The 14,009-nt window shown below is 66.0% G+C and carries 15 protein-coding genes and 1 other RNA gene; 11 read left to right on the top strand and 5 right to left on the bottom strand.

Going from position 1 to position 14,009, the window contains the following annotated elements; genetic code table 11:
* Nucleotides 1–101: 101 nt before the first annotated feature.
* Nucleotides 102–460, bottom strand: a transfer-messenger RNA (tmRNA) gene (gene ssrA / locus WFK98_RS13215).
* Between the two features lie 297 nt (nucleotides 461–757).
* Here ssrA and WFK98_RS13210 point away from each other — a divergent pair.
* Entirely contained in the window at nucleotides 758–1,963 is a 1,206-nt protein-coding gene (locus tag WFK98_RS13210) for a multidrug effflux MFS transporter (protein ID WP_266338411.1), read from the top strand.
* 27 nt (nucleotides 1,964–1,990) lie between these two features.
* Here WFK98_RS13210 and WFK98_RS13205 read toward each other — a convergent pair whose 3' ends face one another.
* Nucleotides 1,991–2,581, bottom strand: a complete 591-nt coding sequence (locus tag WFK98_RS13205; protein WP_266338410.1) for a hypothetical protein — start codon at nucleotides 2,579–2,581, stop codon at nucleotides 1,991–1,993.
* A gap of 214 nt (nucleotides 2,582–2,795) precedes the next feature.
* Here WFK98_RS13205 and WFK98_RS13200 point away from each other — a divergent pair, with 214 nt between their 5' ends.
* From WFK98_RS13200 to WFK98_RS13160, 9 genes are all read left to right on the top strand, one after another.
* Entirely contained in the window at nucleotides 2,796–3,590 is a 795-nt protein-coding gene (locus WFK98_RS13200) for a thymidylate synthase (RefSeq protein ID WP_336800543.1), read from the top strand.
* A 91-nt stretch (nucleotides 3,591–3,681) separates the two neighbouring features.
* Nucleotides 3,682–4,692 (top strand): DUF4424 domain-containing protein, encoded by a 1,011-nt coding sequence (locus WFK98_RS13195; RefSeq protein WP_336800542.1) that lies wholly within the window; start codon nucleotides 3,682–3,684, stop codon nucleotides 4,690–4,692.
* Between the two features lie 17 nt (nucleotides 4,693–4,709).
* Nucleotides 4,710–5,225: a GNAT family N-acetyltransferase gene (locus WFK98_RS13190; RefSeq protein WP_266338407.1), complete on the top strand. Its 516-nt coding sequence runs from the start codon at nucleotides 4,710–4,712 to the stop codon at nucleotides 5,223–5,225.
* Between the two features lie 39 nt (nucleotides 5,226–5,264).
* Nucleotides 5,265–5,834, top strand: coding sequence for a TIGR00645 family protein (locus WFK98_RS13185; protein ID WP_336800541.1), 570 nt, complete (start codon nucleotides 5,265–5,267; stop codon nucleotides 5,832–5,834).
* Between the two features lie 2 nt (nucleotides 5,835–5,836).
* The gene (locus WFK98_RS13180; protein WP_442907418.1) at nucleotides 5,837–6,340 is read left to right on the top strand and encodes a dihydrofolate reductase; all 504 of its coding nucleotides are present in this window, start codon (nucleotides 5,837–5,839) and stop codon (nucleotides 6,338–6,340) included.
* A gap of 148 nt (nucleotides 6,341–6,488) precedes the next feature.
* Complete coding sequence (hflK, locus tag WFK98_RS13175) at nucleotides 6,489–7,616, top strand: FtsH protease activity modulator HflK (protein WP_266338404.1); 1,128 nt, start codon at nucleotides 6,489–6,491, stop codon at nucleotides 7,614–7,616.
* On the top strand, nucleotides 7,616–8,599 hold the full coding sequence (gene hflC, locus WFK98_RS13170; RefSeq protein WP_442907417.1) for a protease modulator HflC: 984 nt from the start codon (nucleotides 7,616–7,618) through the stop codon (nucleotides 8,597–8,599). The genes hflK and hflC overlap by 1 nt, the downstream gene beginning before the upstream one ends.
* Nucleotides 8,596–8,781 (top strand): DUF2065 domain-containing protein, encoded by a 186-nt coding sequence (locus WFK98_RS13165; RefSeq protein WP_266338403.1) that lies wholly within the window; start codon nucleotides 8,596–8,598, stop codon nucleotides 8,779–8,781. The genes hflC and WFK98_RS13165 overlap by 4 nt, the downstream gene beginning before the upstream one ends.
* Before the next feature lie 85 nt (nucleotides 8,782–8,866).
* Nucleotides 8,867–10,357 carry a DegQ family serine endoprotease gene (locus WFK98_RS13160; RefSeq protein ID WP_336800538.1) on the top strand — a complete coding sequence of 497 codons (1,491 nt, stop codon included), beginning with the start codon at nucleotides 8,867–8,869 and terminating at the stop codon, nucleotides 10,355–10,357.
* A 114-nt stretch (nucleotides 10,358–10,471) separates the two neighbouring features.
* Here the strand turns inward: WFK98_RS13160 and WFK98_RS13155 are convergent, their stop codons facing one another.
* Together WFK98_RS13155 and serB are read right to left on the bottom strand one after the other, a co-directional pair.
* Nucleotides 10,472–11,023 carry a GNAT family N-acetyltransferase gene (locus WFK98_RS13155; protein ID WP_336800537.1) on the bottom strand — a complete coding sequence of 184 codons (552 nt, stop codon included), beginning with the start codon at nucleotides 11,021–11,023 and terminating at the stop codon, nucleotides 10,472–10,474.
* Nucleotides 11,020–11,931 (bottom strand): phosphoserine phosphatase SerB, encoded by a 912-nt coding sequence (gene serB, locus WFK98_RS13150; protein WP_266338400.1) that lies wholly within the window; start codon nucleotides 11,929–11,931, stop codon nucleotides 11,020–11,022. The genes WFK98_RS13155 and serB overlap by 4 nt, the downstream gene beginning before the upstream one ends.
* 22 nt (nucleotides 11,932–11,953) lie before the next feature.
* Here serB and miaA point away from each other — a divergent pair, with 22 nt between their 5' ends.
* The gene (gene miaA, locus WFK98_RS13145; RefSeq protein ID WP_336800536.1) at nucleotides 11,954–12,865 is read left to right on the top strand and encodes a tRNA (adenosine(37)-N6)-dimethylallyltransferase MiaA; all 912 of its coding nucleotides are present in this window, start codon (nucleotides 11,954–11,956) and stop codon (nucleotides 12,863–12,865) included.
* Here the strand turns inward: miaA and adhP are convergent.
* On the bottom strand, nucleotides 12,846–13,874 hold the full coding sequence (adhP, locus tag WFK98_RS13140) for an alcohol dehydrogenase AdhP (protein WP_336800535.1): 1,029 nt from the start codon (nucleotides 13,872–13,874) through the stop codon (nucleotides 12,846–12,848). The two genes, miaA and adhP, sit on opposite strands and share 20 nt — an antisense overlap.
* Between the last annotated feature and the right edge of the window lie 135 nt (nucleotides 13,875–14,009).

The raw sequence follows: 14,009 nt of genomic DNA, 5'->3' as shown, positions 1-14,009 counted from the left end.
AGCGCCGAATTCATGGGCGAGGAAGAGCGCTTGGCATCGGGACGCATCGCTCGGGCGGAGCGAATTGGCGCGGACGGGCCGGCAAGCGGGAGGGGGAAGGAAGTGGAGGCTTCTGTTGCCAGGTGCCTCCGGACCCCGCCTACACAGTGCTACCCGTGAGGACTTTTATTTCGGTACCGGTACCGCTTACGCGGCAACAGCCACCGGAGCATAGTTGTCGTTTGCAACTACAGATTTGGTCCGATAACGGCGGTACCATGCCGAGCGAAAGCACACCCTTTACGCCCTCGTCGATCCTATTTCGCCCCCGCCGAAAACCACCATTTCAAGGGTGGGCTTGGGTGGAGGCGCCGGGTACCGCCCCCGGGTCCGATGGGTTTATTTCGATGACAGTTTATCGCCATAGCCGGCTTGCACCGGCAAAGCTGATATAGGCGATCGAAACGGCCGTGACTAGGTGTCGGGACCGCCCTGTCTGCGCAGGGAAGGGGAAACGCACGGGAAACCGCGCGTGAGCGCCCGGTTCGGCGGCGCCGACGTTGCAATCGCGTCACGCCGAAGCGGCAAGATGGGGCATCCGCGCCGAACGCGCTTGACGCGGGCGGCACGGATGCTAGTTATTGTGCCGATCATTACAGAAAAAAAGCCGCGGCGCCCGGGCGCCAGAACGGCTGCTCACATTCTTTCGGGGATCCAGATTTCGCAACGGCTTTGCCGTCCTGCGCGATTTGGATCGCCCGCATTCATGGTGTCCGTCATGTCTTCATCGCTGCTGCGCTACGCCGTCATTCTCGGCCTGCTGAGCGCCATCGGGCCGTTTGCCATCGACATGTATCTGCCGGCTCTGCCGTCGATCGGGCAGGATCTCGGCGCCTCGACAGGCGCCGTGCAGATGAGTCTGATGGCGTTCTTTCTCTCGGTCGGCTTCGGCCAGTTGATCTATGGCCCCCTCGCCGACATGGTCGGCCGCAAGCCGCCGCTCTATTTCGGCCTGGCGCTGTTCGCGCTCGCCTCGATCGGCTGCGCGATGGCGCCGAATGTCGAGATGCTGGTGGCGTTCCGCTTCGTGCAGGGGCTTGGCGCTTGCGCCGGCATGGTGGTGCCGCGCGCCATCGTGCGCGACCTGCATACCGGCAACGAGGCGGCGAAGCTGATGTCGATGCTGATGCTTGTCTTCAGCGTCTCGCCCATCCTCGCACCGCTCGCCGGCAGCGCCGTGACGGCGTTCGCCTCCTGGCGCGCCATTTTCTGGATCGTCATGGTGGCGGCGATCCTCGGCATTCTGCTGCTGGCGCTGGCGCTGCGGGAGACCCGGCCGGCCGAAGACCGCGTCGAAAGCGGCATCGGCAGCGCGCTCGCCGGCTACTGGCTGCTGCTGCGCGACCGCCATTTCCTCGGCCTCGTCTTCATCGGCGCGTTCGGCATCTCCAGCTTCTTCGCCTATCTGGCGAATTCGTCCTTCGTGCTGATCGACCACTACGGCCTGACGCCGACGCAATACAGCCTGGCCTTCTCGATCAATGCGGTGTCGTTCTTCGGCTTCTCGCAGCTGAACGGCAAGCTTGGGTCGATGTTCGGCCTGGCGCGGGTGATGCGCGTCGCGGTCTCCGGCTTCGCCGCCGCGGTGGTGGTCCTGTTCCTGCTCGTCCTGTCGGGCATCGACGGTCTACCGGTGATCATCGGCATGCTGTTCGTCGCCAACGGCTTCCTGGGCCTGGTCATTCCGGCCTCCGCCGTGCTGGCGCTGGACGAGCATGGCGAGATCGCCGGCACCGCCTCCGCGCTGATGGGCACGCTGCAGATGGCGACCGGCGCCGTCGTCATGGCTGTCGTCGGGCTCTTCCTCGACGGCACGGCGCTGCCGATGATCGCGGGCATCGCGGGCTGCGGCGTCATCGCCTTCACCTTGGCGCAGGTGACGCTCGGCCGCCGTCGCCGCCCGGTCGCCGCCCCGGCGGAATGACCGGCTTTCCTCCGGATCCCGCGCGTCTCAGTGCAAGGTGCTGAAGGCGCGCAGGATCCAGAAGATCTGGAAGGCGAGGCCGAGGACGGCGATCGCAAGATGGAAGCGCTTGTCGGCGACGAACATCGCGACGATGGCGACGCCGGCATAGATGATGTTCCGCGCCGGATAGACGATGCCGAACGAGTGGAAATGGGCGCTGCCCTTGATCGCGGTATCGACCAGATCGACCAGGAAGATCGCGGCGACCAACCCGTAGAACCACTGCCGGCGCGACATGAAATAGTCTTCGTAGCCGGCGTATTCCGCCAGGCTGTCGGGAAACAGGATGGCGCAGAGCACGAAGTAGAGGCTCGAATAGAAGATGATGAAGATATAGAGCTCGAAGGTCCATTCCGAGACCGAGGCGAGATAGAACTCGAACCACCAGAAATGCACCACGCACAGGAAGGCGAAGGCGACCCAGAGGAGATGTGTGACGAAGACCGGGTTGCGGAGCGGATGCTGGGCGAAGCGGCTCAGTCCGCTCAATAGCCGGGAAACGCTGAGGCCGAGGATGATGCCGATGATGACGCGGACATGCAGATAGACGTCCGGGTTGTTGATCGTCTGAGACATGCCACGCTCCTGGAAGCTGAATTCCTGGAAGTCGAAGAATCGCATCTCGTCCCCGGCAGGCTCGAGGCTGCGGAGCGCCATCCGCAGTTGAGCGCAGTCCGCGTTGCCGTGCAAATTCTCCATGCTTCGCCGGCGCAAACTCGATCCGCGACCCCAGCCGTTGTATGGTCGCGACAGTCTCGAATCTCCAGCCGGCTCTATCGCGGACGTTTTCATGCGCCAGTATCTCGACCTCATGCAGCACGTCCTCGACCACGGAGTCCGCAAGGAGGATCGCACGGGGACTGGCACGCTTTCGGTTTTCGGCTACCAGATGCGCTTCAACCTGGCCGACGGCTTCCCGCTGGTCACGACCAAGAAGGCGCATCTCCGCTCGATCATCCATGAGCTGCTCTGGTTCGTCGCCGGCGACACCAACATCCGATACCTGAAGGAAAACGGCGTCTCGATCTGGGACGAATGGGCGGACGAGAATGGCGATCTCGGCCCGGTCTACGGCGCGCAGTGGCGTTCCTGGCCCGCGCCCGACGGCCGCACGATCGACCAGCTCGCCAATGTCATCGAGATGATCCGCAACAAGCCGGATTCGCGCCGGCTGATGGTCTCCGCCTGGAACCCGGCGCAGGTCGACGACATGGCGCTGCCGCCCTGTCACAGCCTCTTCCAGTTCTATGTCGCGGAAGGGCGGCTTTCCTGCCAGCTCTACCAGCGCTCGGCCGACATCTTCCTCGGCGTGCCGTTCAATATCGCCTCCTATGCGCTGCTGACGATGATGGTGGCGCAGGTGACGGGGCTGAAGCCGGGCGATTTCGTCCACACCCTTGGCGACGCGCATCTCTATTCCAACCATCTGGAGCAGGCGAAACTGCAGCTTTCACGCACGCCGCGGCCGCTGCCGACCATGAAGATCAACCCGTCGGTGAAGCGGATCGAGGATTTCCGCTTCGAGGATTTCGAGCTCGTCGGCTATGATCCCGCGCCGGCCATCAAGGCGCCGATCGCCGTGTGACCGAGGTTACGTCCTGATGCCGTCGGGCTCGACCGCCGGGGCAGGAGGCTGATAGAGCTGGAATCCCGATCCTTGGCCGGAGTCCCCCGTCATGCGCGCCGCGACCGCCTGCCTCGCCCTTCTGCTTGCCTCAGCATCGGCTGCGCCGGCGAGGGCCAATGATTCAACCGCCGCGCTTTCGACCGGTGGCCTCGTCTATGTCCTGACCGAGGACATCGAGATGCAGTCCGAGGACCTTTTCATCTCGCTGGACGAGGTGCGGGTCCGCTACACCTTCGAGAACCACGCCGACCACGACGTGACGACGCTGGTCGCCTTCCCGATGCCGGACATCCAGGGCAGCATCGATTTCATGGTCTCGATCCCGGTCGAGGATCCGCAGAATTTCCTCGGCTTCAAGACGACGGTCGACGGCAAGCCGGTCGAGACCAAGGTGCAGCAGCGCGCCTCGGCGCTCGGCATCGACCAGACGGCGCTTCTCACCAGCCTCGGCGTGCCGCTGGCGCTGCATCTCGACGCGACGCGCAAGGCGCTCGATGCGCTGCCGCAGGCGGACAAGGAAAACCTGGTCCAGCTCGGCCTCGCCGCGATCGACGAATATGACAATGACGGCAAGGGGATGGTGAAGCATCTCGCGCCGAACTGGCTGCTGTCGACGGTCTTCTACCGCGAGCAGACCTTTCCGGCCGGCAAGCGCATCGTCGTCGAGCACAGCTACAAGCCGAGCGTCGGACAGAGCGCGGACGTGTCCTTCGTCGCGCCCGAGGCGCAGTCGGAGCCCTGGTTCGAGGTGTACCGCCAGAAATACTGCATGGACGATGCCTTCCTGAAGGCGGCGCGCGCCGGGCTCACGCCCGATGGCGGCAACAGCCTGTTCGAGAACCGCGTCTCCTATGTGCTGCGCACCGGCAGCAACTGGGCAGGCCCGATCGCCAGGTTCCGCCTCGTCGTCGACAAGGGCTCGCCTAGGAATCTCGTCTCCTTCTGCGCCGAGGGCGTGAAGAAGATCGGCCCGACCCAGTTCGAGGTGGTGAAGACGAATTTCGAACCGCAGCAGGATCTCGACATCATGATCCTGCAGCCGCGCGCCGAAGCGCCCTGAAGCCCCGGAGTCTGCAAATGTCCCTCGTCCTTCGACACGCCCGCCCGGGCGACGCGCCGCTGGTGCTCGACTTCGTGAAGGCTCTCGCCGACTACGAGAAGCTCGCGCATGAGGTCGAGGCCGACGCGGTCGCGATTGATGCGGCGCTGTTCTGCGATGCGCCGAAAGTGTTCTGCGAGATCGCCGAGTGGAACGGCGAGCCGGCCGGCTTCGCACTCTGGTTCTATACGTTCTCGACTTTCAACGGCCGCCACGGCATCTACCTCGAAGATCTGTTCGTGAGGCCGGAGTTCCGTGGCCACGGTATCGGCAAGGCGCTGCTCGCCGATCTGGCGCGGCGCTGCGTCGCGGAAGCGCTCGGGCGCTACGAGTGGTCGGTGCTCGACTGGAACGCGCCGTCGATCGCCTTCTACGAGGCGCAGGGCGCCCGCCGCCTCGTCGAGTGGCAGCGCTGCCGGGTCGAGGGCGACGCGCTCCTTCGCCTCGGATCGACAATTCCCGCTTCGGGCAGGGTTGGCGAAACGGTCACCTGATCCGTATATGCTGGGCCTCAGACCCATGGAGCCCCTCTCTTGAAATCGCTCGAGAACACAATCGAAAAGCTCATCATGTCGGCGCGCTGGCTGCTGGTGATCTTCTATGGCGGCCTCGGCGCCGCGCTTCTCCTCTACGCCGCCTCCTTCGTCGCCAAGTTCTGGAAAGTGGCGCTGAACGTGTTCGTCTATGACGAGGCGGACATGATCCTGGCCATGCTGGGTCTGATCGACGCGGCGCTGGTCGCGAGCCTCGTCGTCATGGTGATGATCTCGTCCTACGAGAACTATGTCAGCCGCTTCGACAATGCCGGCCACGACCTGTCCTGGCTCGGCAAGCTCGATTCCGGCAGCCTGAAGATCAAGGTCGCGTCGTCCATCGTCGCGATCTCGTCGATCCACCTGCTGCAGGTGTTCCTGAACGCCAACCAGTATACGAACGACAAGATCATGTGGTCGACCATCCTCCACATGACCTTCGTCCTCTCGGCGCTGCTGCTGGCGCTGGTCGACCGCATCTCCGCCGGGGGCAAGACGAAGGAAGAGCCGGCCAAGAAGAGGACGGACGTCGGGTCCTCGAAGGGTGCGGCGCTGCCGCAGGCAGAATGACGATGCAGCTCTCGATCATCGCGGCGGTTGCCGAAAACGGGGTCATCGGCAATGACGGCGACATGCCGTGGAAGCTGTCGACCGACCTCAAGCGCTTCAAGGCGATCACGTCGGGCAAGCCGGTGATCATGGGCCGCAAGACCTTCGCCTCGATCGGCCGCCCGCTGCCGAACCGGGTCAACATCGTCGTGACCCGCGACAAGGAATTCGGCGCGCCGGGCGTCGTCAGCGTTGAGACGCTCGACGCCGCCATCGGCGCGGCGGAAGCTGCGGCGGCGGAGCCGGCGGAGGCGATGGTGATCGGCGGCGGCGAGATCTACCGCGCCTTCATGGACCGGGCCGATCGTCTCTACATCACCCATGTCGACGCCGCGCCCTCCGGCGACACACATTTCCCGGCGATCGATCCGGCCGTCTGGGAGCCCGTCTCGACGGAAGAGGTCCCCGCTGGCGCCTCCGATACGGCGGCGACGCGCTTTACCATCTATCAACGACGTCGTGGATAAACGCCGCACCCGCGTTGAAAGCGTGGAGCCGGCACACCACTTCCAGCGACGCTGAGGCCCTGCAGTGGCCGCATATCCGGGGCTTCTCTTGCTTCGATGGGCGGGGGCAGGTACGCCTTGCCTATGGATCGACAACTAAGGAGCGAAGATGCCCTGGAGCAACCAGACGGGCGGCGGATGGAAGGGCGGCGGCAATGGCGGCCCCTGGGGTCAGGGACCGCGCGGCAATGGCCCCAATCCGCCGGATCTCGAGGAACTCCTTCGTCGCAGCCAGGACAAGCTGAAACAGGTTCTGCCCGGCCGTGGCGGCCAGGGCGGCGGCGGTTTCAATCCTGTCCTGTTCATCGCCGTTCTGGCGGTGGTTGTGGCCTTCCTGGGCTATAATTTCTTCACCTTCCGCGTCGAACCGGACGAGCAGGGCGTCGTCCTGCGCTTCGGCCAGTACCAGCGCAGCGCGCCTCCGGGCCTGAACTTCCGCCTGCCTTATCCGATCGAGGCGGTCTACACGCCGCAGGTGACGCGCGTGAACCGCACGACGGTCGGCTCGATCCAGGATGATCGCAACCCGAGTTCCAGCGGACGCGACGTTCCGCAGGAGAGCCTGATGCTCACCGGCGACGAGAACATCGTCGACGTCGACTTCGCCGTCTTCTGGGTCATCAACGACGCCAGCAAGTACCTGTTCAACGTCCAGAATCCGGAAGGCACGGTGAAGGCGACGGCGGAAAGCGCCATGCGCGAGATCATTGGCCGCTCGGACATCCAGCGCGTGCTGACCGAGGAGCGTCTCGGCATCCAGAACGCCGCGCAGCAACTGATGCAGGACAAGCTGAACCAGTATGGCGCCGGCATCCAGATCACCCAGGTGCAGCTCCTGAACGTCGGCCCGCCGTCCGAGGTCATCGACGCGTTCCGCGACGTGCAGGCGGCCGAGCAGGACCAGGACCGCGTGCAGAACGAAGCGCAGACCTACGCCAACCGGGTCATTCCCGGCGCGCGCGGCCAGGCCTCGCAGATCGTCGAAGCCGCCAACGCTTACCGCGACCAGATCGTCGCCGAGGCGAAGGGCCAGGCGGACCGCTTCTCCAAGGTCTATGAGTCCTACAAGGCGGCGCCCGCCGTGACGCGCGAGCGCATCTATCTCGATACGCTTTCCGGCGTCTTTGCCGACATGGACAAGATCATCGTCGACGAAAAGGGAAGTGGCGTGGTGCCGTATATGCCGTTGCCTGCCTTGCAGGGTGCTCCCGCGGCCAAGCAGGGAGGCTCGCAGTGATCAGCAGGATTTTCGGCGGGCTCGGCCTCGTCGTCGTCATCATCGTCGCGATCGTCGCCTATTCCGGCCTCTTCATCGTCGACCAGACCCATCAGGCGCTGGTGCTGCGCTTCGGCAATCCGGTCCGCGTCGCGACCGAGCCGGGCATCTATGCCAAGGTCCCGTTCATCGACAATGTCGTGATGCTGGACAAGCGGCTGCTTGACCTCGACTCGCCGCCGATCGAAGTGATCGCCCGCGACCGCAAGCGCCTCGTGATGGACGCCTTCGGTCGCTACAAGATCATCGATCCGCTGCTGTTCTATCAGGCGGCCGGCTCGATCCCCGTGGCCGAATCGCGGCTGGCGGTGATCCTGAACTCTGCGATCCGCGGTGCGGCGGGCCAGATGGATTTCAGCAACATCGTGCGCGAAGGCCGCGCTCCGCTGATGTCGCAGATCACCGACCAGGTGAACCGCGAGGGCCGGCGCCTCGGCGTCGACGTTGTCGACGTCCGCATCCGCCGCGCCGACCTGCCGCCGGAGAACAGCCAGGCCGTCTACCAGCGCATGCAGACGGAGCGTCAGCGCGAAGCGACCGACATCCGCGCGCAGGGCGAACAGGCCGCCAAGACGATCCGCGCCCAGGCTGACCGCCAGGCGACTGTCATCGTCGCAGAAGCGAACCAGCAGGCCGACGAGATCAAGGGTGACGGCGACGCCGAGCGCAACCGCGTCTTCGCGGCCGCGTTCGAGCAGGATCCTGACTTCTTCTCGTTCTACCGCTCCATGCAGGCCTATCAGGACGGCATGAAGCCGGGCACGACGCGGATGGTGATTTCGCCGACGTCGCCCTTCTTCCGCTACCTGACGGATCCGAGCGGCAACGCGCTGCCGGTTCCCGAGCGGACGACGCCGGGCACCCCGGCCGCCGCGGCGCCGGCCAAGCCTGCGGCTCCGGCCGCTGCGACCCCGGCCGCACCGGCACCTGCCGCGACGCCGTGACCGACTTCGTCACCGCGCTGGGACTCGTCCTCGTCATCGAGGGCGCGTTCTACGCGATGGTGCCGACCGTTGCGAAAATGATGATGCGGCAAGGAATTGCCGCATCAGACACATTGCTGCGGGGCTGCGGCCTCGTTGCGCTGGCGGTCGGCGTCTCCATCGTCTGGCTCGCGCGCAATTGACTCCCGGCGCGAAAGCGCCCTGCGCTAGATGTATCGAAGTCGCCGTCGTGGCATGCTCGACGATGTCGCCAGAGGAGAGATGCAGATGGCCGCGGCCACCAAGAAACCCAACCGCCTGCGCCTTGCCGTCACGCTCGGTGCGTTCCTGACGGCCGCGACGCCGGCGGCGCTCGCGCCGGCCTGGGCCGGGCAGGGGCCCGATTCCGTGGCGGATCTCGCCGCCGGGCTCGTCGATTCCGTCGTCAACATCTCGACCTCGCAGACGGTCGAGGGCGCGCGCGGCATCCCGGCGCCGCAGGCCCCGGAGGGCTCGCCCTTCCAGGAATTCTTCGACGAGTTCTTCAACAAGCAGAAGGACGGCACTACCAACGCGCCGCCGCGCAAGGTGCAGTCGCTCGGCTCCGGTTTCGTCATCGACTCGACGGGCGTCATCATCACCAACAATCACGTCATCGAAGGCGCGGACGAGATCATCGCCAACTTCAATGACGGCACGAAGCTGACCGCGACCTTGGTCGGCCGCGACGAGAAGACGGATATCGCCGTCCTGCAGGTGAAGCCGACGGCCGCGAAGCCGCTCAAGGCGCTGAAGTTCGGCGACAGCGACAAGATGCGCGTCGGCGACTGGGTGATGGCGATCGGCAATCCATTCGGCCTCGGCGGCACGGTCACCACCGGCATCGTCTCGGCCCGCAACCGCGACATCAATTCCGGTCCCTACGACAATTTCCTGCAGACCGACGCCGCCATCAACCGCGGCAATTCGGGCGGGCCGCTGTTCAACCAGAACGGCGAGATCATCGGCATCAACACGGCGATCATCTCGCCCTCGGGCGGCTCGATCGGCATCGGCTTCGCCATTCCCTCCGACGCTGCCATGCATGTCGTCGACCAGATCCGCCGGTATGGCGAAACCCGGCGCGGCTGGCTCGGCGTGCGCATCCAGCAGGTGACGGACGAGATTGCCGAAAGTCTCGGCATGGGCCCGGCGCGCGGCGCGCTGGTGGCCGGCGTCACCGAGAAGGGCCCGGCGGCCGAGGCCGGCATCGAGCCCGGCGACGTCGTCATCTCCTTCGACGGCAAGCCGATCGGCGAGATGCGGGATCTGCCGCGCCTTGTCGCGGACGCCGACATCGACAAGGTCGTCGACGTCGTGGTGATCCGCAAGGGCAAGGAAACGATGCTCAAGGCGAAGGTTGGCCGCCTGACCGAGGAAGTCGCCAAGGCGGACGAGAAGCAGAACCCGACGCCGGCCGAGCCGCCGAAGCCGGTTGTGACCCAGTTGCTCGGCTTGACCCTCTCCGAACTGACGGCGGACCTGCGCAAGCAGTTCTCGGTCGCGTCCGAGGTGAAGGGAGTCGTCGTCACGGAGGTCGAGCCCGGCAGTTCCGCAGCCGAAAAGGGCATCGCCATCGGAGAGGTCGTTGTCGAGGTGTCGCAGGAGCCGGTCTCGAAGCCGGCCGACATTTCGGCCCGCATCGACGCGCTCAAGAAGGACGGTCGCAAGTCGGCGCTTTTCCTGATCGCCAACACGGCCGGAGAGCTGCGCTTCGTGCCGCTGAAGCTCGACGAATAGCCTCTCCCGCAAGCGGGCGAGGTCTTTTCGGCCAGCGCCTTTCATCGCGATGGCACGTTGCCGCGACCGGGTGCGGTGCTCCCCCCTCTACCGCTTGCGGGAGAGGGGTCTTTCCTAGCCTCCCTCGAGATCCTCGCGCGAAATCCGGTAGAGCACGTGCGGGCGCAGCGGATGGCCTTCGGCGACGGCCGGATGGTCGAAATCGTCGGCCGGGTCGCGGGTCATGCCGAGGCGCTGCATCAGTGCGGCCGAGCGCAGGTTCGGCTTGGCCGTGAAGGCGACGATCTCCGGGAAATCATGCTCGGCAAAGCCGGCGGCCAGCACCGCCTCTGCCGCCTCGCGGGCATAGCCCTTGCCCCAGAACGGGCGGGCGAGGCGCCAGCCGATCTCGACCGACGGGGCGAAGGGAGCTTCCGGAAACACGTCTAGCAGGCCGGTCAGGCCGACAAAGGCGCCGGTTTCGCGTTCTTCCAGGGCGAAATTGCTGTAGCCGCGCGCGTCCCAGTGCCTCTCGAGGCGGTCGATGAAGGCGTTCGCCTGTTTGGCGTCGAGCGGCGCGGGAAAAAACTCCATCACCACGGGGTCGGCGCTCATCGCCGCGAACGGCGCGCGGTCCGCGTCCTGCCAGCGGCGAAGGCGGAGGCGCGCCGTTTCGATCGGTTTCATGTCACGAAGTCGCTTCTGCGATAGCCCTGGGCGTAGAGCAGGGCGGTAAGGTCATTGTGGTCGATCCGGGCGGCCGCCTCGGCGGCAACCTTGGGCTTGGCGTGATAGGCGACGCCGAGGCCGGCGGCGCGGATCATGGCGAGGTCGTTGGCGCCGTCGCCGACGGCCAGCGTCTCGTGCTTCGAGAGCGAGAAGCGGCGGGCGAGGTCCATCAGCGCCGAAAGCTTGGCTTCCTGGCCGAGGATCGGCTCCTCGACCGTGCCGGTCAGCGCGCCGTCGGCATGGTTCAGGATGTTGGCGCGGTTCTCGTCGAAGCCGATCATGGCCGCGACCGGGCCGGTGAACAGGGTGAAGCCGCCGGAGACCAGCGCGGCATAGGCGCCGTTGGCCTTCATCGTGCGGATAAGTTCCGGGCCGCCCGGCATCAGCTTGATGCGCTCGGCGAGCACCGTGTCGATGACGGAGAGCGGCAGGCCCTTCAGCAGGCCGACCCGCTCGCGCAGCGCCGGCTCGAAGGCGATCTCGCCGCGCATGGCGCGCTCGGTGATTTCGGCGACATAGGGCTTAAGCCCCGCCATGTCGGCGAGTTCGTCGATGCACTCCTGGCCGATCATGGTCGAATCCATGTCGGCGATCAGCAGCTTCTTGCGACGGCCGGCGACCGGCTGCGCCACGACATCGACCGGGCGGCCGTCGATCATCTCGAAGAGATCGGCGCGGATCGCCGTGAGGCCGTTCTCGGCCGGGGGAAGCGGCACGTCGCAGGCCTCGCCGTCGGCGAGCCAGTCGGGACGCCCGGCGCCGGGCAGGTCGGCGGCTTCGTCCACAACCTCCGAAAGCGATGCCGCGTGTTCCGGCCGTGCTATGAACGTGGCGACATATTCGAACGGAGCGGTATCGGACGGCATGGGGAACCTGAATTCAGCGAAAATGGGACCTGCCGTCCTGATAGCCGGGCCGACCGCGAGCGGCAAGTCGGCCCTGGCGCTTGAACTGGCGCGACGGCATGGCGGCGTCGTCGTCAACGCCGATTCGATGCAGGTCTATCGCGAGCTGCGCATCCTCTCCGCCCGTCCTGACATGGAGGAGGAGGCGCAGGCGCCGCACCGTCTCTATGGCCATGTCGCGGCGAGCGAGCGCTATTCGGTGGCGCGCTGGCGCGAGGATGCCAAGGAGGCGTTGGAGGCGGCCTGGCGCGACGGCGCGCTGCCGATCGTCGTCGGCGGCACCGGGCTCTATTTCAAAGCGCTGACCGAGGGGCTTTCCTCGATCCCGCCGATCCCGGCCGAATTGCGGGCTGCAATCGGGGCGAGGGCCGACGCGGAGGGCGTGCCGGCCCTGCATGCGGCGCTCGGGCGGCTCGATCCGGAGAGCGCCGAAAGGCTCGCGCCGCTCGATCGCACCCGGGTGACGCGCGCGCTGGAGGTTGTGGAGGCGACGGGCAGGTCGATCGGCGAATGGCAGCGCGAGACCGGATCGCCACCGCTGGTCGAGGAGTCTTCGGTTCGACGCATCGTTCTCGAGCCGGAGCGGGCCATACTCTATGAGCGCATCGGCCGACGCTTCGATCTCATGGTCGAGCGCGGCGGCATGGCGGAGGCCGAAGCCCTGCTGGCGCTGAACCTCAATCCGGCGCTGCCGGCGATGAAGGCGATCGGCATTCGCGAGTTCGGCGCGCATCTCGCCGGCGAGCTGTCGCTCGACGAGGCGATCGAGCGGGCCAAGATGGAGACGCGCCGCTATGCCAAGCGGCAGGGCACCTGGTTCCGCAACCAGATGGCGGATTGGGAGCGCCACGCGCCGGGCGCGGCGCCCCCGGAGATCAGCTGGCGATCTGCATAACAACGCGGCCGTCGATCTTGCCGGCGCGCATCTCGTCGAAGATGGCGTTGATGTTGTCGAGCTTGTCCCAACTGTAGTGCGGGGTGACGAGGCCCTCGGCGGCGAATTCCAGCGATTCCGCCAGGTCCTGCCTTGTGCCGACGATCGAACCGCGCACGGTGATGCGGTTCAGCACGACGTCGAAGATCGGGGTCGGGAAATCGCCGGGCGGCAGGCCGACCAGCGCCAGCGTGCCGCGGCGGCGCACCATGCCGAGCGCCTGCGCGAAGGCGGGGCGCGACACGGCGGTGACGAGCACGCCATGCGCGCCGCCATCGGTGGCTTTCTTGATCGCGGCGGCCGGGTCGCCCTCCGAGGCGTTGACCGTGACCTCGGCGCCGAGCTCGCGCGCCAGCTTCAGCTTGTCCTCGCTGATGTCGACGGCGGCGACATGCAGGCCCATCGCCCTGGCATATTGCACAGCCATGTGGCCGAGGCCGCCGACGCCGGAGATGACCACCCACTGACCCGGTTTTGCTTCCGTCTCCTTCAGGCCCTTGTAGACGGTGACGCCGGCGCACATGACGGGGGCGGCCGCGCCGAATTCGAGCTTCTTCGGGATGTGGCCGATATAGTTCGGGTCGGCAAGAACATATTCGGCATAGCCGCCATTGACCGAATAGCCGGTGTTCTGCTGCTCGTTGCACAGCGTTTCCCAGCCGGAGAAGCAGTGTTCGCAATGGCCGCAGGCGGTGTAGAGCCATGGCACGCCGACGCGGTCGCCTTCCTTGACGCCCTTGACGTCGCGGCCGACCGCGGTGACGAAGCCGGAGCCCTCATGGCCCGGGATGAAGGGCGGGTTCGGCTTCACCGGCCAGTCGCCCTCGGCGGCGTGCAGGTCGGTGTGGCAGACCCCGCAGGCCTCTACCTTCACCAGGATGCGGTCGTGCCGCATCTCGGGAATCGGAACGTCCTCGATCGTCAGCGGCTTGCCGAACTGCCGCACGACGGCGGCTTTCATCGTGTTCATAGCGACCTCCTTGAGGGAATTGTCGATGGGGCATCCTGAGCGCATTTGGCGGTCGGAGCAAACCGTCCCTGCAAGCAGGACGCCATGATCTCGATCAAGACCCGTCCTGATTGTCCTCGCCATTGACGACGCCGG

It is taken from the genome of Kaistia sp. MMO-174 (genome assembly GCF_037147815.1).
In the GTDB taxonomy this organism is placed as follows: domain Bacteria; phylum Pseudomonadota; class Alphaproteobacteria; order Rhizobiales; family Kaistiaceae; genus Kaistia; species Kaistia nematophila.
This window is presented reverse-complemented; position numbering and strand designations above follow the sequence as displayed.

Coding starts and splice junctions, on each gene's coding strand:
- hflK (WP_266338404.1), top strand. CDS start 6,489: ATGCCCTGGAGCAACCAGACGGGCGGCGGATGGAAGGGCGGCGGCAAT.
- adhP (WP_336800535.1), bottom strand. CDS start 13,874: ATGAACACGATGAAAGCCGCCGTCGTGCGGCAGTTCGGCAAGCCGCTG.
- WFK98_RS13160 (WP_336800538.1), top strand. CDS start 8,867: ATGGCCGCGGCCACCAAGAAACCCAACCGCCTGCGCCTTGCCGTCACG.
- WFK98_RS13155 (WP_336800537.1), bottom strand. CDS start 11,023: ATGAAACCGATCGAAACGGCGCGCCTCCGCCTTCGCCGCTGGCAGGAC.
- WFK98_RS13210 (WP_266338411.1), top strand. CDS start 758: ATGTCTTCATCGCTGCTGCGCTACGCCGTCATTCTCGGCCTGCTGAGC.
- WFK98_RS13180 (WP_442907418.1), top strand. CDS start 5,837: ATGCAGCTCTCGATCATCGCGGCGGTTGCCGAAAACGGGGTCATCGGC.
- WFK98_RS13200 (WP_336800543.1), top strand. CDS start 2,796: ATGCGCCAGTATCTCGACCTCATGCAGCACGTCCTCGACCACGGAGTC.
- WFK98_RS13205 (WP_266338410.1), bottom strand. CDS start 2,581: ATGTCTCAGACGATCAACAACCCGGACGTCTATCTGCATGTCCGCGTC.
- miaA (WP_336800536.1), top strand. CDS start 11,954: ATGGGACCTGCCGTCCTGATAGCCGGGCCGACCGCGAGCGGCAAGTCG.
- WFK98_RS13195 (WP_336800542.1), top strand. CDS start 3,682: ATGCGCGCCGCGACCGCCTGCCTCGCCCTTCTGCTTGCCTCAGCATCG.
- serB (WP_266338400.1), bottom strand. CDS start 11,931: ATGCCGTCCGATACCGCTCCGTTCGAATATGTCGCCACGTTCATAGCA.
- WFK98_RS13190 (WP_266338407.1), top strand. CDS start 4,710: ATGTCCCTCGTCCTTCGACACGCCCGCCCGGGCGACGCGCCGCTGGTG.